Genomic DNA, 18,291 nt, shown 5'->3' on the forward strand with positions numbered 1-18,291 from the left:
AGGCGTAAGCGCGAGGGGGGCGCGGCGGCGCGGCGGGGGTGGCGCGCGCACGGTGGCGGGGCCGGGGTCGCGCGAAGCGCGGCGGTGTCAGCGGGCACAGCGGCGCGGCTCGGGCGGCGCGGCGGGGGTGGTGCGGGCACGGCGGCGCGGCTCGGGCGGCGCGGCGGGGGTGGTGCGGGCACGGCGACGCGGCTCGGGCGGCGCGGGTGGCGCGGGTGGCGCGCGCACGGTGGCGGGGCCGGGGGTGGCGCGGGCTCGGCGGCGTCAGCGGGCACGGCGGAGGGGCACGCCGGCGGGGCGGAGCAGCGCGGCGAGGCGCGACGGGCTGTTCGCCCGCTGCCAGTCCCAGCGTCTCACCGACATCGGGAGTGCCCTCAGGCGGTCCTCCCGCACCTTCTCCTGGTAGACGACCTCGCCCGGGGTGGCCCTTGAGGTATTCGGGCTTGAGGTACTTCTGGCGGCCATCGATCTCCCCGACCAGCCGGATGCCCGGCCAGTGGAAGTCGGTCGCGCCGATGAAACCGTCGGCGTCGGAGAATTCGGACTGGAGTTCGGGCATCACGAGACCCGCAATCTGCATACTCACCCGGCTTGCCGATTCGGCCGGCGAGTCTGCCAGGTCGGTGCAGAAGTCGATGACCATCTCTGCGCGGTGCCTGCCCCGAGTGATGCCCGCGGCGTCGAGGCCAGCGCGCAGATGATCTTTCGTCAGACGGTCTCTCCGTTTGCGATGGAGCACATGGTCTGCCGAGGCGACCGCCGACCCAAAGGATGCGGAGGCGGCGAGATCGGCCGTCGTGCGCGCAACCGAGGTCACGAGCATCCCGTTCACCTCGACGATCTCGGCCGAGTCCAACCGGGTCGGATGGGCCACTGTACCCGCCCGGGAACGCCCACCCGACGTGCGTTCCATCAGTCGGTGGATGTCGCTCGGCCACGATCCGAGGATCGGCATCCCGTGCACGACCGCAGCCGACCAGTGCGACAGTATCGGGCGGGCGCCGGCTGCGATGGACGCTGCGCGGCAGAGCGCGAGGTACTGCTGAGCTTCGTCCATCGCACACCAGCTGCCTTCAGCGATAGACGTGCCGGGCCGGAGCCGACGGAGCGATCCTCGGGTGGCGGCGCGCGCGAGCTCGCGGCGGTGGCCCTCGGCGCGCTCCACCTCGCGAACGGTGGTGAGTTCGGGGTCGTTCGACATCGTCATGTTCCGACACTGGCCGAACGGCACCGCAACGCGGCAGCGCGCAGGGCTATCTGTGGACAACTCGCTGGTTGCTTCGTCCTGTGGACGAGCTCAGTCCTCGGGCAGAGGGGCCGCCAGGGTGATGACCGGAACGGACCAGGGATCGGGCGCGGCGAGGAGCCGACTTTCGACGTCGGAATCAGCCGGAGCGCCCGGGCCTGCCCGGGTCTCCTCGGAGCCCATGGGGCCTGAGTGTAGCCCCCCGCGAACGGGTCCCGAGCAGGCATCACCTCATCTTTCGGCGGACGCTGATCCCGCGACGGCCGGTCCCTGGACTCGGACGAGTGAGCACACTGCGGCAGGGCGCGGCGGGTGGCCCGCACCGGTGCCGTGACACACTGGGAACATGAGCTTCCCCGACGTTCCGCGCCGCGAACTGCTGGGGCAGGCCGTCGCCTCGGTGATCCGCGACCAGATCCTCCGGGGCGAGATCCACCAGGGGGAGCGGCTCGCGCTCGCGCCGCTGTCGATCAAGATGAACATGAGCATCACGCCTGTGCGCGAGGCGCTGCTGCTCCTGGCGCAGGACGGCTGGGTGGCCCACGAAGCCCACCGCGGTTTCAAGGTCTCACCCATCCGTCGGCAGGACGTGATCGACACCTACCTGATGTGGGCCTCCGCCGAGGGTGAGCTCTCGGCGCGCGCGGCCCTCAAACGGTCGGCTGCCGATGTCGAGGTGCTCCGGATGATCGACCAGCGTCTCGGCGAGATGGACGACCACCACACGGAGGCGGCGCTCGCGGTGAACTCCGAACTCCACGGCGCGGTGCACCGGATCGCCGATGCCCCGAAGCTCAGCTGGTTCTCGGATGCCGCTGTGCGCCTCGTGCCGCTGCGCTTCAACGATTCGTTCCCGTCGGTTCCCGGCTGGGCCGAAGTCAACCGCTACGGGCACACGCCCATCATCGATGCGATCGAGTCGGGGGACGAGCAGCGCGCCCGCGAACTGATGCACGCGCACTTCATGACCACGGCCACCCTGCTGCTCGAGCAGCTCGACCAGATCTCGTTCTGGGACGAGCCCCCCGCGGACGCCTGACCCCAGGCCGTCAGGCGGCCGCCACGGCGGCGCGGGAGTAGGCCTTCAGGTCGAAGGCGGGGTCGACGGCCTGGGCGGGGGTGAGGGGAAGGCGGTTGCCGAGGATGCGCCGCGCGGCGAGGTGGTCGGCCGTACTGTTGACGGATTCCACGCCGAGCAGGGTGTCACCGCGGAAGCAGAAGACCGAGAACTTGCCGGAGGCGGGGTCGCCTCGAGTGAAGGTGGTGGCCGCGACATCCACCATGCCGGCGATCTGCAGTTTGTTGGCGCCCTGCTGCGACCAGAACCACGGCAGCTCGACGTACTCGATGGGGGTGCCGGTGAGGGTCTTCGCCAGCACTTTGGCCTGGTCGACCGCGTTCTGCACGGATTCCAGGCGCGTCATCGTGCCGGTGTGGGCGTTGGGATAGCTGCAGCAGTCGCCGATGGCGTAGATGGACGGGTCGCTGGTGCGGAGGAAGGCGTCGACGACGATTCCATTCGTGACGGTGAGGCCCGCGGCATCCGCGAGCTCGGCGTTCGGCAGCACGCCGATGCCGACGACGACGATGTCAGCCGGGTAGACCTCGCCGCCCGCGCCGACGCCGGCGGTGACCCGCCCGCCGCCCGGCCCGCCGCCGCCCTGCAGCGCGACGATGCCCTCGCCCAGGCGGATGTCGATGCGCTCCGCCCCGTGCAGCCCGGCGAAGTGCGAGGACATCGGCGGCGTCAGCACGCGGCCCATGATGCGCTCGCCCTGTTCGAGAACGGTGACGTCGAGGCCGCGGGCGGCGGCTCCGGCCGCGAACTCGAGCCCGATGAATCCGCCGCCGACCACGAGCGCGCTGCGGGCAGAGGCCAGCTCTTCGCGGAGCTCCTGCGCGTCGTCGAGCGTGCGGAGGTAGTGCACTCCGGCCAGGTCCGCCCCCTCGATGGAGAGCCGGCGGTTGCGTGCACCGGTTGCGAAGACGAGCACGTCGTAGGCGAACACCTCGCCGGTGTCGGTGGTGACGGTACGGGCGGATCGATCGAGCGAGCTCACCGTGACCCCGGGGTGGAACGTCACGTCGAGTTCGCTGAAGAACCTGTCCGCCCGGAGCGGCAGAGCACTCGCGTCGGCTCCCTCGGCGATGAAGTCCTTCGAGAGCGGCGGGCGCTGGTAGGGCAGGTGCGTTTCCGAGGCGAACACGTCGATTGCGCCGGGGTATCCCTCGGCGCGCAGCGAGTCGGCGAGTTGGATGCCCGCCTGACCGCCACCCAGAATGACCACGCCCGCTGCGGCACCACGGCCAGCCCCGCCCGAGCCCGCCCCGCTCACGACGCCACCTGCGTCTCGGGCACATCGACCACGATCGCCGGGATGCGCGACCCCATCTTCAGCTGGCAGCCGAGCCGCGACCGCTCTTCGTCCCGCGGCGCGGCCGTCTCTTCGAGCATCTCCTCCTCGTCGTCGTTCGGCTCCGGCAGCTCGTCGAGGAACTCGGAGTGCACGTAGACGTGGCAGGTGGCGCACATGGCCTGCCCGCCGCATTCGCCCACGATGCCGTCGATACCGTTCATGACGGCCCCGCGCATGACGGTGGTGCCGGGTACCACGTCGACGACGTCGCGCGATCCGTTCGGGTGGCAGTAGGTGATCGTGGGCATGATTACTTCCGTCCCGTCAGCACGCGGGCGGCGTTGGTCACCATCATCTGGCTGATGCTCGCCTCGCTGACCCCGCGTTCGCGGATCGCGGGCAGGATGTTGTCGGAGATGTTGGCGTGGTGCCAGTTCGGCGCGACCCGGGAACGCCAGGACGGCGGGGTGTTGATGCTGAACACCCCGGCGTCGTGCGACAGGGTCAGACGGTCTTCGTAGCCCTCCTCGACGAGCTGCACCAGCATGTCGATGCGGTCGGAGTCGCGGAGCACCTGTTCCATGCCGAAGCGGTCGAGCCCGATGGTGGATCCGTTGTCCATGATCTCCTTCAGGTAGTCGAGGTCGGTCGAGTCGCCGCAGTGGCCGATCAGAACGTGTTCGAGCGGCACGCCGGCGTTCCGGAAGAAGGCCTGCTGGTCGCGCCCGGTGAAGTGTTCGACGTGGGTGTGCGTGCTGATCGTGCGTCCGGTCTCGTGGTGCGCGGCGGCGGCCGCGCTCATCACCCGCCCGACGCCCTCGGTGATGCCGTACTCGTCGGTCGCGATCTTGATCAGCTGCGCTTTCACGCCGGTGTCGCCGATGCCCTCGGTGATGTCGCGGATGAAGAACTCGGTGAGCGGTTCCGGCCCGTCGACCATCAGGCCCGGACCATGGGTGTTGAAGAACGTGGGGAGGTCTTTGAACGTGTAGAAGCCGGTTCCGACGACGATGTTGACGTCAGTGGCGGCTGCGACCTTCTGGATGCGCGGGATGTAGCGCCCGAGCCCCGGCACCGTGAGGTCGACGACCGTGTCGATGCCTTTCGCCTTCAGCGTCTGGAAGACCGCGACCGCCTTCGCGATCATCGGCTCCTCGCCCTCCCATTCCGGGTCGGGCCACTGCTGCTCGATCTCGGGGTTCTTCGTGAAGATGTGTTCGTGGGTGAGCGTCACGCCGAGGTCTTCGGCGGCGACGGGGCCGCGCACAGTTTCGATGGTCGTCATGTGAGGAGCACTTTCGTCGGTTCGTGGGAGGCGCTCGTCGGGTCGACGACGCCGTAGCTCTGGGGGGTGGATGTTCTGGCCGTCGCCAACGCGGACCGGATCATGGTCACGTCGCTGGCGACCGTCACCATGCGGAATCCTGCCGCCGACTGCCGGGCGGCGTTGCCGGTGATCGCCGCGACCTTGCCGGCCCGGCCACAGGCATCCTGGATCGAGGCGATCGCCGCGAGTTGTCGCGCATCGCTCGACTGCTCGACGCCGACCGGCAGCCCGCCGAGGCTCACCGCGAGGTCGGCCGGACCGATGTAGACCCCGTCGACGCCCGGGGTGTCGACGATCTCGGCGACGTTCGCCAGGCCCTTCGCCGACTCGATCATGACCAGGCAGAGAACCTGGGCATTGACCGTGGCCGGGTCGGAGCCGAGCCCGTAGACCGCCCGGAGCGGCCCCCAGCTGCGCTCGCCGTCGGGATGGTAGCGGCACGCCCGCACGGCCCGTGCCGCCGAGGCCGCGTCTTCGACCATCGGCACGATGACTCCCTCAGCGCCCGCGTCGAGGGCCTGCCCGATGAGGGCGGGGTCGTTCTGCGCCACGCGCACGAGCGGGGTCGTGGATGATCGTGCCACCGCCCGCAGCATGGTGAGCAGAGTGTCGGCCGAGGTCGTGCCGTGCTGCTGGTCGATGTAGAGGTAGTCGAACCCGGCCAGCGCGAACTCCTCGGCGATCTGGGCGCTGCCGAGCATGCAGGAGAGGCCGACGGCGGTCTCACCCGACGCCAGCACCTCCTTCAGTCGGTTCGTGGTGGTCACGGCAGTAGTCACAGCCGGTACCAGCTCCGGGCGGTCTCCGACATCAGCTTCGGTGCCATCGACGCCGGCACCACCTCGAGCAGCTTCTCCAGCTGGTCGTCGTGGCGGTGCGGGTAGTCCGTCGCGAACATCAGCAGGTCGTCCGACCCCAGCCAGTCGACGATGCGCTTGGACTGCTCGACCGTGCCGAGGTCGGAGGGCGCGACAGAGAACCGGATGTGGTCGCGCACGATCTCGAAGGGCAGGCGGTCCACCCACGGGGTCTCGCGGCGGAGGCCCTTCCACTTCTTGTTCATGCTCCAGCCCCACATCGGCACCCAGGTGAAGCCCCCTTCCATCACGGCGACCCGGAGCGTCGGGAACTTCTGGAACGTCCCCTCGAACACCATGCTCGTGAGCTGCGCCAGGTAGAGCTGCGTCTCGGCCGCGTACTCCTCGGCGTAGTAGGAGGAGTAGCCGGTGGGCGACGGGGCATCTTCGGTGGTGCCGCCCCACTGCAGGCCGACGACCAGGTCGTTGCGGGTCGCGGCCTCGTAGATCGGATAGAAGATGCGCTGGCCGTAGAGCCGTTCAGAGCGCACCGGCAGCATGACCTGCACGAAGCCCGGGTGCGAGCCGACGCGGTCGATCTCGGCGGCAGCCGCGAGAGGGTCCCGGGCCGGGATGACCAGGGAGGCCGAGAGGCGGGGGTCTTTGTCGAGCCACTCGGCGATGATCCAGTCGTTCACGGCGCGGGCGAGTGCGGGCGCCCAGTCGGGGTGACGCAGCGAGTCGATGCCGTAGTAGCAGTTGACGATGGCCTTCTCGACGTTCCACGGGTCGAGCAGGTCGGTCTGCAGCATCCGGAGCTTCGAGGCGGGTTCCTCGCCGTCGTGCCGCCATTCGGGGCGTGCGGTCGTGGTCGCGCCGGGCGGGTACGAGTAGCGCGGGCCGGTCGGGCCGTGCCAGCCGCGTTCCTCGGTGGCCTGCACCCAGACGGGCTCCATGTAGGGGAACAGCGACTCGATCGAGGGGACGTTCGCGTGCACGTCGATGTCGATGACGGAGCCGGTCCAGAGCTTCGTGCGGGGGGTGCCGGAGAGCAGTGCAGTCGTCATGGGGCGCTCATTTCTCGTTGGTGGTGGTGGTGTGTGCGCAGGCGGTCGGCGCCTCAGGGGCGCTGCCGGTGCTGCCGAGATTCTTGGCGCCGGATGCCCGGGGCTGGGCCTTCAGCGAGAGCACGATGTAGTCGGACTCCACCCCGACGTCGATCATCTCGGCCTTGTACGGCCCCTTGATGCGCCCGACCGCGCCGGTGTCGACCTGCTCAGCGACCGCCTCACCGGTCTCGATCGCGATCGCGAACGGGCGGGCGTGCAGGTTGTGCGGGTCCCAGTACGACTGGCCCGAGCGGATGTCGAACTCCCAGTTGTGCCAGGGGCACGTGACGATCGTGGCGCTCGGGTCGAGGCTGACGTTGCCGGGCCCGGTCGAGGTGATCTCGTTCACGATCTGGCCCTTCGCGAGCGGCCCGCCGAGGTGCGGGCAGCGGTTCAGCATCGCGAAGAACTCGTGCTTCACCTTGAAGATGCCGATCTCGCGGCCGTTGATCTCGACGAGCAGCCGGCCGTCGGCGGGGAAGTCGTCGACGCGGCCCACGACGAAGCGCTGCTGGCGCTTGGGTCGGTCCGTCGCGCCTGTCGCGGTGGTCGGAGCTGTTTCGGTGCTCACAGCGGTCGTCCTATCTGGTGAGGAGGTCGGGCAGTTCGGCGGCGGTGGGGGTCGGGGTCGGCGCGGATGCCCCGCTGAGCCACGACGGATCGAGGGCCGACATAGTGGTGCAGCCCATCAGCCGCATCGTGCGGATCATCTCCGCGCGGAGGATCTCGAGCACGTGCGAGACGCCGGACTGCCCGGCGACCGCGAGGCCGTACGACGGCAGCCGCCCGACGAGCACGGCTTTCGCCCCGAGCGCGCGGGCCTTGATCACGTCGCTGCCGCGGCGCACACCGCTGTCGAGGAGGATCTCGACAGCGTGTCCGACTGCGTCCGCGATCTGGGGGAGCACCGTCATCGTGGCGGGGGCTCCGTCGAGCTGGCGCCCGCCGTGGTTCGACACGATGATGCCGTCGGCGCCGAGAGCAACGGCCCGCCGGGCATCCGCCACCGTAAGAATCCCCTTGACGACCAGCGGGCCGTCCCAGTGGGAACGCATCCAGCGGATGTCGTCCCACGAGGGGGAGTGCGAGTCCTTGCCGGTGCGGGTCATCTCGGTGAGCTCCATCGGCTTGCCGTCGCTCGTGAGGTCGGCAGTGTTCGGCAGCTCGAACGGCATGCCGTCGCGCATGAAGCGGTAGACCCAGCCGGGCCGGGTGCTCATCCGCGGGGCCATCCGGGCGATGTTCTGCAGGTTGATGCGCATGTTGTAGCTGAACCCGTTGCGGAAGTCCTTCTCCCGGTTGCCCGCGACCGCCGTGTCGATCGTCGCGACGAGCGCGCCGAAACCGGCTGTCTGGGCCCGGGTGACGAGGGTCTGCATCGCCTGCTCGTTCGAGAACCGGTAGGCCTGGAACCACTGCTCGCCCGGCGTCTTCGCGATCTCCTCGAGCGAGTAGCCCGAAGCGGATGTCGCGACATGCACCGTTCCGGCTTCGAAGGCCGCGCGGGCGATGCCGAGGTCGCCGTCGGGGTGAACGAGCCGCATGCCGCCGCAGGGCGCGGTGAGCACGGGCATCGAGAGGTCGAAGCCGAGAACCGTCGTGCGGAGGTCGGGGTCGGGCACCCAGGTTGCGCCGTGCGGCGCCAGCGAGATGTCGCTGAATGCCTGCCGGTTCCAGTTCAGGGTGATCTCGTCTTCGGCGCCGCCGTCGACGTAGTCGAAGATCGCTTTCGGGAGCTGCCCGCGGGCGACGCGGCGCGCATCCGTGGCGTTCCGCACCGCGTCGAGCCGCCGCGCGGCCAGCCGCGTGGCAAGAGGGTTGATGAAGGGGGGCACAGGGATCAGAACTCCGTCGGGGAGGGCAGCCCGTGGCCGGGCTTCAGGGGCAGGTTGTAGAGCTTCGACGCGTTCTCGCCGAGGATGCGGCGGCGGCGGTCTTCGGGGAAGCTCTCGGGCACCGACTCGTAGGGCGAGTCGAAGTCCCAGTGCGGGTAGTCCGAGGAGAACATCAGACGGTCGGCGAAACCGGCGCTCTCGAACAGTTCGTAGACGCCCTCGGTCTGCTCGGGGTGCTCCGGCTCCTCGAGCGGCTGGGTACTGAACCAGAAGTGCTCCTTGAGGTAGTCGGAGGGCTTCCGTTCGAGATGGGTGAGCTCGTCGCGGAGCTTCTCGTAGGTCGCATCCAGCCGCCAGCTGTAGGGCACCACCCAGTCCCAGCCGAGCTCGAGGGCGGCGATCTTCAGCTTCGGGAAACGGTCGAAGGTGCCCTCGTACACGAAGCTCGGCACCATCGCGAGCGGCAGCACCGCGAACGCGGCGTGCATCTCCGAGTAGAAGTTCTGCCGGCCCGCACCCGTGGGTTGCCGGCCCATGCCGGGTACATGGAAGCCGAGCGGGATGTTGTAACGCTCGCAGGCCTCGAAGATCGGCCAGTAGCGGCGTTTGCCGATCGGGTCGGCGCCGGCCGGTGACATCAGCACCTGCACGTACTTGTCGCCGTTCGGGCCCTCCATGCAGCGCTCGATCTCCTCCGCGGCTCCCGGCAGGTCGCGGGCGACGGTGATGGATGCCCGGAACCGGTCGTCCGCGCCGCACCAGGTGTAGCCGAGCGCGTCGTTGTACGCGCTGTAGAGCGACATCGCCATCTCGTGCGGCATGTTCACGCCGCCGTTGGTGATGATGTACGCCTGCGGACAGGTCAGCACGACGGCGCTCATGTCGAACAGGTCGACGACCTGCTCGACCGCGAGATGCGGATCCACTCCGACCCGGCCGTTCTCGTCGACCGCGTCGAGCCGGTGCGTGAACTCGCGCTGGGCGGGGGAGACGCCGCCGCCGAACGTGCCGAGGCCGTACCGGCTGATGTAGTCCTTCCACTTCTGGGGGAGGTGCTCGGCGACCTGCGGGTCGGTCGGCACGGGCATCGGGTGGAAGTCGACGTCGATGACACCCAGCTTGCTGCCGGGGGCGCCGACCTCGGGTACGGTCTCGCCGGCGGTGGGGCGATCGGTGATGGTCACAGTGGTTCTCCTTACCTTGGGAAAAGCGGTCTAGACGAGCACATCTTTGGAGGTCTCCCGGGCGAACAGCACCGCGACCAGGGCGATCACGTTGACCAGCACGCTGAAGAGCACCACGTAGAGGGTGTTGGGAGCGCCGCCTCCGGCGATGAGCAGGGCGGAACAGATGAGCGGCGTCAGCCCGCCGACCGAGCCGGCGATCTGGTAGCCGAGCGATGCCCCGGTGTAGCGCAGGTGAGTCGGGAACAGTTCGCCGAGCCAGGCCGCCATCGGTGCGTAGCAGATCGCATGACCGACGCCGATGATCCCCATCGTCAGGTAGACGCCCGGGAGGCTGTGCGCGTTCAGCTGCTCGAACATGAAGAACGCACTCACCGCCTGCACGACAAGGCCGATCGTCACGACGAGCTTCCGGCCCCAGTAGTCGGAGAGCGCCCCGAAGATGGGCTGGCAGACGAACCCGATCGCCGCGGTGAAGAGCACGACGGTCGACATCTGCGAGGCGTTGAAGCCGACCAGCAGACCGTAGGAGGCCGCGAAGGTCGAGTAGACCGAGCTGATGGCGAACGGGCCGACGACCAGGCAGATCGCGATGATCAGCGCCTTCGGGTGCCGGAAGACCTGGATGATCGGGGCCTGCTGCTTGACCGTCCCGGTGGCTCCGGCGGCCGCCTTCTGCGCGGCGAGGAAGATCGGGCTCTCGTGGATGCCGAGCCGGATCCAGAGCCCCACGACGATGAGGATCGCCGAGAAGAGGAACGGCAGGCGCCAGCCCCACGAGAGCAGCTGGTCTTCGGGGAGCAGTGCGACCAGGGCGAACACGCCCGTGGCGAGCAGGATGCCGCCGGTCAGCCCCATCTGCGGAAAGCTGCTGGAGAGTCCACGGCGCTTCGGTGAGTGCTCCATGGCGATGAGCACGGCGCCGCCCCATTCGCCGCCGGCGGCGATGCCCTGGAGGAAGCGGAGGATGACGAGGATGACCGGCGCCGCCACTCCGATCTGGGCGTAGGTCGGCAGCATGCCGATGATCGTGGTGCCGATCCCCATCACGATGATCGAGAGCACGAGCATCCGCTTGCGCCCGATCCGGTCACCGAAGTGGCCCCAGATCGCGCCGCCGATCGGACGGGCGAAGAAGCCGACGGCCAATGTGGCGAACGCGGCGAGGGTGCCGACAGCAGGATCGACAGCCGGGAAGAAGATGCGCCCGAAGACGATGGCCGAGGCGATGCCGAAGACGTAGAAGTCGTACCACTCGATGAGGGCACCGACGAAGCTCGAGACGAGGACGCGTCTCACTTCTCTCGGCGAGGCCAGCTGGACGGCCTGTGGATCGGGTTCTGCGACCCCTACCGTTCCGTTCGGTGATTCATTCACAAAGATCCTCCGTTGCATCCGTGAGCGCCGCGTCATCGCGTCTAGGACACGCTACTTTTTATCTTTTATAAAATCAAGCGGACGGGCGGAAACGGTGCATGAGCGCGAAGCGCTAGGTTCGACGTATGCGGCTTGGCGTTCTCGACATCGGCTCGAACACGGTTCACCTCCTCCTCATCGACGCGCACCCGGGGGCCCGGCCGATCCCGTTCGGCTCGTTCAAACGGGCGCTGCAGCTGGTGGCATTCCTCGACGACGACGGGGCGATCGACGAGTCAGGGCAGCGGGAGCTCATCGACTTCATCACGGAGGCGGCCGCCTTCGCCCGCACGCACGACGCCGAAGACCTGCTGGCGTTCGCCACGTCGGCGATCCGCGAGGCGGCGAACGGCGAGGCGGTTCTCGCCCGCGTGTTCGCGGAGACGGGCATCCGGCTCGCCGAGCTGAGCGGGCCGGATGAGGCGGCGGCCACGTTCCTCGCCGTGCGGCGCTGGTACGGCTGGGGTTCGGGCAACATCCTGAACCTCGACATCGGTGGGGGATCGTTCGAGCTCGCCATGGGGGCGGATGAGCATCCGGAGCTCGCGTTGTCGGTGCCGCTCGGCGCCGGCCGGCTCACCTGGGACCACCTGCCGGGCAACCCGCCGACCGCGAAGAGCGTGAAGGCGGCCCGGCGGTACATCCGCGAGACGCTCGAAGAGCCCATCGCCGCGCTGCAGCAACTCGAGCCGGCGACCATCGTGGCGGCGACCTCGAAGTCGTTCCGTTCGCTCGCCCGCATCACGGGGGCGGCGCCGCGCGCGGCGGGTCCCTACGTGAAGCGCGAACTGCACCTGCGCGATCTGACCCTCTGGGCGAACCGACTGGCCGCGATGAGTGCGGCCGACCGGGCTGAGCTGCCGGGGGTCTCGGATGTCCGCGCGAAACAGATGCTCGCTGCGGCCCTCGTGGCGGAGGCCGCGCTCTCGGGACTCGGTATCGCGGTCGCCGAGATCTGCCCCTGGGCTCTCCGGGAGGGCCTCATCCTGCAGCGTTTCGACCAGCTGCGGGCGCTCTGACCGGCGTCTGCCCTGCCGCTGCCGCGCACGGATCGCGCACCGACTCTCCCGCGGAATGTCCGCTGGATTATCTCTTGGAAAGTCCGCTAGATTCTCTCTCGGACGGGGGTTCACCAGGCAACCCTTCCGGGCGTGCCTGACGGTGTCGGCACCCTTCGACCACAACGGAGCGGGGACGCCATGGGCGCGAGCAGGAACACGACCGGTATGAACGACGAGACGGCCGTCGACGGCGAGCGGAGCGGCCTCAGCCGCCGCGGCCTCCTCGGGCTGGCTGCGACCGGCGGGGTCGGCACGGTGCTGTTCTCAGGCGGAGCGGCATCTGCCGCACCGCTCGCGCAGTCGTCGAGCGCTGCATCGGCGTCGGCCGCCGCGGGCGCGGGTGCCCGGGGCGCTGTGGTCGCAGCAGACGTCGCACCGGTGAACGCCGGGCTCGGCTTCGACCCCGGCCTCACCCCCTTCCCCCTGCAGGACGACCTCAACTTCCAGACCCAGTTCAACTACGGCGAGTCCGCGTACGGCGCGGCCGAGGTGGGCGAGGTCGCCTCGGCCGTGGCCGTCGCCACCAAGGCGATGGAGGGTCTCACCTCAGCCGACCTCCCGGTCTACCAGCCCTACAACGACGCCTTCGAGGCTCTCGCGGTGCGCCTGGCGAAGGATGCCGACACCGACCTCGCCGCGGGCCGGTACGTCAGTGCGCGCTCGAAGTACCTGCGGGCCGCGGGGTACTACACGGGGGTGCTCTTCTTCGTGCTCGGCACCGACGCCCCCACTCGCGAGCCCGAGATCTACGCGTCGATGCAGCGCTGCTGGGCCGCCGCCGCAGCCCTGCTCGAACCGGTCTGGACGCGCGTCGAGATCCCGGCTGTCGTGCGGTTCCCGGATGCGGCGGGGAACCCGGTCGCGCAGAACGTCACGATCCCGGCGTACTGGGCCCGGGCATCCGGAACCGGAGCGAAGCCGACCGTCATCATCAACAACGGCAGCGACGCGCAACTGGTCGACACCTACGCCTACGGCGGTGCCGCGGCCCTCGAGCGCGGCTACAACGCGCTGATGTTCGAGGGACCCGGCCAGGGTTCGATGCTCTTCGAGAAAGACCTGCCCTTCACGCCGTACTGGGAGGACGTGGTCAGCCCTCTCGTCGACTTCGTCATCGCCCAGCCGGAGACCGACCCCGCGGCCGTGGCGCTCACCGGGTGGAGTTTCGGCGGCCTGCTCGTCCTGCGCGCCGCCGCCCACGAGCCCCGGCTGAAGGCCGTGGTCGCCGACCCGGTGCTGTACGACTGCACCCAGCCGTACGCGGCGCTGAAGGGGATCCCCGACGAGGACTACGTCTACTACTACAACAGCCTGCCGAAGACAGGTCTGCCCCCGGCTGTTGACCAGTCCCAGGCGCAGCTGCGCTTCCTGCTCAACAAACGGGGCGAGATCATGGGGCAGCAGTTCCACGCCCGCGCGCTCACCGGCCAGCCGATCTTCGATGTCGTCGAGCTTCTCGCCGCCTTCACGCGTTACAACGGCGACCAGGCGTTGTTCGGCCAGATCACGGCCCACGCGCTGCTGCTGACGTACGAGGCCGACACCTTCTTCGAGGGCCAGGCCGGCACGGCGGCCGGGTGGATGACCGGGGCGGCCTCCACGACCTCCTACGACTTCACGCACGAATCGGGCGCGGAGTTCCACGACGCCCCGATGGGACCGCAGGTGCGGAACGAGGTGGTGTTCGACTGGCTCGACGGGATCTTCGGTCACGCGCCGACGCCCCCCACGCCGCCTGCGCCCCCTGTGCCACCCGTTCCGCCGGTCAACCCGGCGGTGCCGGGCCACGGCGGTGCGGGAGCGGGTACCGTCAAGCCGGCGCTCGCCGCGACGGGGCTCGAGGCCGGGCCGGTTGCTGCGATCGCGACCGGGCTGGCGACGGCGGGTGCCGGAGCCGCGGTGCTCGCCTCCCGGTTGGGGGCGAAGCGCCGCTCCTCCTGACGGCCCGGCGCGGGCCGCTCTGCCGCATGTAGAGTGGAAGCCTGCCCGACCACGTGGTCCGGGGACGGTCAGGCGGGCACGCTGTGCAGTGCCGATCCGAGGCTTGAAACCTCCAGCATCTTCGTTTCTTCAGAAGCCTGGGGGTTTCTTCATGTCCGACGCACTCCGCCTGCCGAACAGGTGGCTCTCGCTCGCCGTTCTGGCGCTCACCCAACTCGTGGTGGTACTCGACGCCACCATCGTCACGATCGCGCTGCCGGATGCCCAGGCCGAGCTCGGCCTCAGCGATCTTGAGCGCCAGTGGGTCGTCACCGCCTACGTGCTGGTCTTCGGCGCCCTGCTGCTGCTCGGCGGCCGCATCGCCGACTACTGGGGTCGCAAGCGCGCGTTCCTCGTCGGGCTGCTCGGCTTCGGCATCGCGTCAGCCCTCGGCGGACTGGCGCAGAACGGTACCGAACTCGTGATCGCCCGCGGCCTCCAGGGCCTGTTCGCCGCATTGCTCGCCCCGGCGGCCCTCGCCCTGCTCACCGTCACCTTCGCCTCGGGCCGCGACCGCAACACCGCGTTCGCCGTGTTCGGCATCATCGGCGGCAGCGGTGCGGCCGTCGGACTCATCCTCGGCGGCGTGCTCACCGAGTTCACCAGCTGGCGCTGGTGCCTGCTGGTGAACGTGGTCTTCGTGATCCTCGGATTCATCGGCGGCATCCTGTACCTCCGCGAGAGCCGTGCCGAGGGCGAGAACCGTCTCGACATCTGGGGCGCAATCACCGTCACGCTCGGTCTCGGCTCGCTCGTGTACGGCTTCAGCCTCGCCGAAGACGGCTGGGGGTCCGCCAACACCATCGGCTTCCTCGCGCTCGGCGCGGGTCTGCTCGTGCTCTTCGTCGTCATCGAATCGCGGGTGGCGCAGCCGCTCCTGCCGCTCCGGGTCGTCGCAAACCGGGTTCGTGGTGGGGCGTTCCTCATGCAGGCGGTCGTCGGCAGCGTGCTGATCGGTGCCACGCTCTACCTCACGTTCCACTTCCAGATCGTGCTCGGCATGCGCCCGCTCATGGCCGGCCTCGCCAACGTCGCCATGACGATCGTCATCCTGCTGGTCGTGCCGTTCCTCACGAAGCTGCTGCCGACGGTCGGCCCGCGGCCGCTGCTCATCGCCGGACCGCTGGTCGGCGCGGCCGGCCTCTGGTACCTCAGCGGAATCACCCCCGGCGGCAACTACTTCACCGAAGTGCTGCCCGGGCTCGTGCTGCTCGGCATCGGCCTGTCGATGCTCTTCGTCACGCTGCAGAACCTCGCGCTCACCGGGGTCGCCCCGCATGATGCCGGTGCGGCGTCCGCCACGGTCAACGCGGCCCTGCAGATCGGCGGCTCGATCGGCGTCTCGGTGTTCACGGCGATCTACGCCGGCGTCGAGCAGCGCTCGCTCGAAACGGGCACCGACATGCTGGCCGCCTTCACCGACGGCTACTCCGCGGTGTTCATCGCGGCGGCCATCGCGATGGTGGCGGCATCCGTCATCGCCGTGATCTTCATCCGCGGTTCGAAGAGCGACCTGCTGCCGCAGAACGAGCACCCCGTAGCCGTCCACCTGGGCTGAAGTAACGACCGCCCACCACCCCATCGAGTGGGCAGTTTGGGCCCCAAATCTGCGATTTCAGGGCCCAAACTGCCCACTCGATGAAGGGGTGGTTGCCATCTGGTCGACACCGAGAACACGACACCGTCGATGTTCGTGGCCTTCAGCGTCGCCCACTGCGGATCGGTGAGCTCGTCGATCTCCCCGCCGAAGTACACGCCCGCGTTGGCGACCAGAACGTCGAGGGCGCCGAACCGCTCCACGGCGGCCGTGACGACGGCGTCGACGTCGGCCCGCGAGGAGATGTCAGCCGGCACGACGAGGGTGCGGGCATCCGGGAACCCGCCGACCGTCTCGGCGAGAGCCTCGGCGCGACGCCCGGAGACGACCACGTTGGCCCCGTTGTCACCGTCGGCGCACCCCGGCATGTCCCGGCGTGCGCCGACGGCGGCGGCGACTACTGCTGGATGAAGGCCAGCAGGTCGGGGTTCAAGACGTCGGCGTGCGTGGTCAGCATGCCGTGCGGGTAGCCCTCGTAGATCTTCAGGGTCGAGTTGCTGAGCAGTTCGTGCTGCTTCAGCGCGGCATCCTTGTACGGCACGACCTGGTCATCGTCGCCCTGGGTCACCAGCACCGGCACGGAGATGGCTTTCAGGTCATCGGTCTGGTCGGTCTCGGAGAACGCCTTGATGCCTTCGTAGTGTGCGAGCGCGCTGCCCATCATGCCCTGCCGCCACCAGTTGGCGATGACCGGCTCGGAGGGGGTGACGCCGTCACGGTTGAAGCCGTAGAACGGCCCGGAGGCGACGGCCTGGAAGAACTCGGCACGGTTCGCTGCCAGCGCGCTCCGGAAGTCGTCGAAGACCGAGATCGGGGTACCGTCAGGGTTTGCGTCCGTCTGCACCATCAGGGGCGGCACGGACGACACGAGGATGGCCTTCGCCACGCGCCCCTGCGGTTCGCCGTACTGGGCGACATAGCGGGCAACCTGGCCACCGCCGGTCGAGTGGCCGATGTGCACGGCGTTCCGCAGGTCGAGGTGCTGAACGACGGCATCGACGTCGCTGGCGTAGTGGTCCATGTCGTGGCCCGTGCCGATCTGGGAGGAGCGACCGTGCCCGCGCCGATCGCTGGCGATCACACGGTAGCCCTTCGCCAGGAAGAAGAGCATCTGGGCGTCCCAGTCGTCCGCTGACAGCGGCCAGCCGTGATGGAACATGATGGGCTGCGCGTCAGGGCTGCCCCAGTCCTTGAAGTAGATCTCTGCGCCGTCGTCTGTTGTCACAAATGCCACGATGAATCCTCCGTCGTCATGTCGAACCGAGCTGCCCCCGGAACGCCTGTCAGGTGTCATCGCTCCTCGCTGCGGCGAAGAGCGTGTCTCCAACCTAACGGCTGCGTCAGACTGGGGGAATGCTCCGAGAACTCTCCCTGCCGACCGCGCTCGAGACGCGCGACGGTTCGTTCCTGCTGCGGGATGCCCGGCCGACGGATCTCGCCGCGCTCATCTTCCTGATGTCGGATGACCCAATCAGCGCCGGCCGCGGCGATGTCGCCTCACCCGACGATCTGCAGCTCTACGCAACCGCTCTCGAACGGATCGCTGCTGACCCGTCGAACGCGTTGCTCGTCGTGGTCGACCGGTCGGACACCGTGGTCGGCACGATGCAGCTCACCGTGATTCCCGGCATGGCCCGCCGTGGTTCGACCCGGCTGCTCGTCGAGGCGGTCCGCGTTCAGAGCGCAGAGCGGTCGAAGGGCATCGGCGGGGCGATGATGCGGTGGGTCACCGACACGGCCGCTTCGGAGCTCGGAGCCCGGCTGGTGCAACTGACATCGGATGCCGCCCGAACCGAAGCACACCGGTTCTACGAACGACTCGGTTTCACCGGATCCCACATCGGCTACAAGTACAGCGTCGAAGTGGACGGGATCTGAGAGACCCGTTCTGGCCGCCAGGAGGCGGTCAGTCCTCTGACGGGCGTTGCCGCTGCTGCTTCGTCTCGGAACGTTGGCCTTTCGCGGCGAGCCGCCGGAGTTTCGACCCGCGGGTCGCTTTCGTCGGGCGGCGAGGGGCGGCATCCGGAGCCAGCGCATCAGCGACCATCTCGGCGAGCCGGGCCAGTGCGGTCTCGCGATTGCGCAACTGGGACCGGCGTTCCGAGGCTGTCACCGTCACCGCGCCGCCGACGATCCGACGCCGGAGCTTCGACAGGAGGATCGCCCGCTGGGTGTCGGTGAGGGCGGCCGAGCCGGCGACGTCCCAGATCAGTTCGACCCTGCTGTCGGACGTGTTCACGTGCTGCCCGCCCGGCCCGGACGAGCGCGAGAACCGCCAGCCGAGCTCAGACGACGGGATCGTCAGAGCGGGTGAAACGACGAGGTCCATTCACCCAGCGTGCCACGCACGGTGCCTGCCGTGATCACGGACGGCGGAGAGCC

General features: G+C 69.1%; 19 protein-coding genes and 1 pseudogene. 6 read left to right on the forward strand and 14 right to left on the reverse strand.

What is annotated here, in order from left to right:
* Nucleotides 1–264: 264 nt before the first annotated feature.
* Nucleotides 265–465, reverse strand: coding sequence for a hypothetical protein (locus tag FB464_RS17465; RefSeq protein ID WP_142206750.1), 201 nt, complete (start codon nt 463–465; stop codon nt 265–267).
* 332 nt (nt 466–797) lie between these two features.
* Between FB464_RS17465 and FB464_RS17470 the strand changes: the two genes are divergently transcribed.
* Nucleotides 798–1,046, forward strand: coding sequence for a hypothetical protein (locus tag FB464_RS17470; protein WP_116415896.1), 249 nt, complete (start codon nt 798–800; stop codon nt 1,044–1,046).
* A gap of 251 nt (nt 1,047–1,297) precedes the next feature.
* On the opposite strand, the gene FB464_RS20475 is transcribed toward FB464_RS17470, so the two are convergent.
* The gene (locus tag FB464_RS20475; RefSeq protein WP_281279792.1) at nt 1,298–1,429 is read right to left on the reverse strand and encodes a hypothetical protein; all 132 of its coding nucleotides are present in this window, start codon (nt 1,427–1,429) and stop codon (nt 1,298–1,300) included.
* 163 nt (nt 1,430–1,592) lie between these two features.
* Here FB464_RS20475 and FB464_RS17475 point away from each other — a divergent pair, with 163 nt between their 5' ends.
* Nucleotides 1,593–2,285 carry a GntR family transcriptional regulator gene (locus FB464_RS17475; RefSeq protein WP_116415895.1) on the forward strand — a complete coding sequence of 231 codons (693 nt, stop codon included), beginning with the start codon at nt 1,593–1,595 and terminating at the stop codon, nt 2,283–2,285.
* A gap of 10 nt (nt 2,286–2,295) precedes the next feature.
* Here FB464_RS17475 and FB464_RS17480 read toward each other — a convergent pair whose 3' ends face one another.
* The 9 genes from FB464_RS17480 to FB464_RS17520 are packed head-to-tail and all read right to left on the reverse strand — an operon-like array spanning nt 2,296 to nt 11,232.
* Nucleotides 2,296–3,582 carry an NAD(P)/FAD-dependent oxidoreductase gene (locus FB464_RS17480; protein ID WP_211327417.1) on the reverse strand — a complete coding sequence of 429 codons (1,287 nt, stop codon included), beginning with the start codon at nt 3,580–3,582 and terminating at the stop codon, nt 2,296–2,298.
* On the reverse strand, nt 3,579–3,911 hold the full coding sequence (locus tag FB464_RS17485; protein ID WP_116415893.1) for a 2Fe-2S iron-sulfur cluster-binding protein: 333 nt from the start codon (nt 3,909–3,911) through the stop codon (nt 3,579–3,581). The genes FB464_RS17480 and FB464_RS17485 overlap by 4 nt, the downstream gene beginning before the upstream one ends.
* 2 nt (nt 3,912–3,913) lie before the next feature.
* Nucleotides 3,914–4,888, reverse strand: coding sequence for a phosphotriesterase family protein (locus tag FB464_RS17490; RefSeq protein ID WP_116415892.1), 975 nt, complete (start codon nt 4,886–4,888; stop codon nt 3,914–3,916).
* Complete coding sequence (locus FB464_RS17495; protein ID WP_116415891.1) at nt 4,885–5,697, reverse strand: HpcH/HpaI aldolase family protein; 813 nt, start codon at nt 5,695–5,697, stop codon at nt 4,885–4,887. The genes FB464_RS17490 and FB464_RS17495 overlap by 4 nt, the downstream gene beginning before the upstream one ends.
* 8 nt (nt 5,698–5,705) lie before the next feature.
* Entirely contained in the window at nt 5,706–6,794 is a 1,089-nt protein-coding gene (locus tag FB464_RS17500) for an amidohydrolase family protein (RefSeq protein ID WP_116415890.1), read from the reverse strand.
* Nucleotides 6,795–6,801: 7 nt separating this feature from the next.
* Nucleotides 6,802–7,407 (reverse strand): Rieske (2Fe-2S) protein, encoded by a 606-nt coding sequence (locus tag FB464_RS17505; protein ID WP_170151984.1) that lies wholly within the window; start codon nt 7,405–7,407, stop codon nt 6,802–6,804.
* A gap of 10 nt (nt 7,408–7,417) precedes the next feature.
* A complete protein-coding gene (locus tag FB464_RS17510) occupies nt 7,418–8,671 on the reverse strand; it encodes an alpha-hydroxy acid oxidase (protein WP_170151983.1) in 1,254 nt (417 codons plus the stop codon).
* 5 nt (nt 8,672–8,676) lie between these two features.
* A complete protein-coding gene (locus FB464_RS17515) occupies nt 8,677–9,855 on the reverse strand; it encodes an amidohydrolase family protein (protein WP_116415888.1) in 1,179 nt (392 codons plus the stop codon).
* A gap of 30 nt (nt 9,856–9,885) precedes the next feature.
* Complete coding sequence (locus FB464_RS17520; RefSeq protein ID WP_211347325.1) at nt 9,886–11,232, reverse strand: MFS transporter; 1,347 nt, start codon at nt 11,230–11,232, stop codon at nt 9,886–9,888.
* 125 nt (nt 11,233–11,357) lie between these two features.
* On the opposite strand from FB464_RS17520, the gene FB464_RS17525 reads away from it, so the two are divergent.
* The 3 genes from FB464_RS17525 to FB464_RS17535 all read left to right on the forward strand — a co-directional run bounded on the left by FB464_RS17525 (nt 11,358) and on the right by FB464_RS17535 (nt 15,870).
* Nucleotides 11,358–12,290 carry a Ppx/GppA family phosphatase gene (locus FB464_RS17525; RefSeq protein ID WP_116415886.1) on the forward strand — a complete coding sequence of 311 codons (933 nt, stop codon included), beginning with the start codon at nt 11,358–11,360 and terminating at the stop codon, nt 12,288–12,290.
* A 132-nt stretch (nt 12,291–12,422) separates the two neighbouring features.
* Nucleotides 12,423–14,273, forward strand: a complete 1,851-nt coding sequence (locus FB464_RS17530) for an alpha/beta hydrolase family protein (protein WP_142206751.1) — start codon at nt 12,423–12,425, stop codon at nt 14,271–14,273.
* Between the two features lie 151 nt (nt 14,274–14,424).
* A complete protein-coding gene (locus tag FB464_RS17535) occupies nt 14,425–15,870 on the forward strand; it encodes an MFS transporter (RefSeq protein ID WP_116415884.1) in 1,446 nt (481 codons plus the stop codon).
* Nucleotides 15,871–15,989: 119 nt separating this feature from the next.
* On the opposite strand, the pseudogene FB464_RS20335 reads toward FB464_RS17535, so the two are convergent.
* Together FB464_RS20335 and FB464_RS17545 are read right to left on the reverse strand one after the other, a co-directional pair.
* Nucleotides 15,990–16,277 (reverse strand): annotated as a pseudogene (locus FB464_RS20335) (SDR family oxidoreductase); the annotation flags it as partial.
* A gap of 29 nt (nt 16,278–16,306) precedes the next feature.
* Complete coding sequence (locus tag FB464_RS17545) at nt 16,307–17,143, reverse strand: alpha/beta fold hydrolase (RefSeq protein ID WP_116415882.1); 837 nt, start codon at nt 17,141–17,143, stop codon at nt 16,307–16,309.
* A 119-nt stretch (nt 17,144–17,262) separates the two neighbouring features.
* Here FB464_RS17545 and FB464_RS17550 point away from each other — a divergent pair, with 119 nt between their 5' ends.
* On the forward strand, nt 17,263–17,787 hold the full coding sequence (locus FB464_RS17550) for a GNAT family N-acetyltransferase (RefSeq protein ID WP_116415881.1): 525 nt from the start codon (nt 17,263–17,265) through the stop codon (nt 17,785–17,787).
* A 28-nt stretch (nt 17,788–17,815) separates the two neighbouring features.
* On the opposite strand, the gene arfB is transcribed toward FB464_RS17550, so the two are convergent.
* Nucleotides 17,816–18,238: an alternative ribosome rescue aminoacyl-tRNA hydrolase ArfB gene (gene arfB / locus FB464_RS17555; RefSeq protein ID WP_116415880.1), complete on the reverse strand. Its 423-nt coding sequence runs from the start codon at nt 18,236–18,238 to the stop codon at nt 17,816–17,818.
* Nucleotides 18,239–18,291 lie beyond the last annotated feature (53 nt).

The sequence above is a fragment of the Subtercola boreus genome, assembly GCF_006716115.1.
GTDB classification, from domain to species: domain Bacteria; phylum Actinomycetota; class Actinomycetes; order Actinomycetales; family Microbacteriaceae; genus Subtercola; species Subtercola boreus.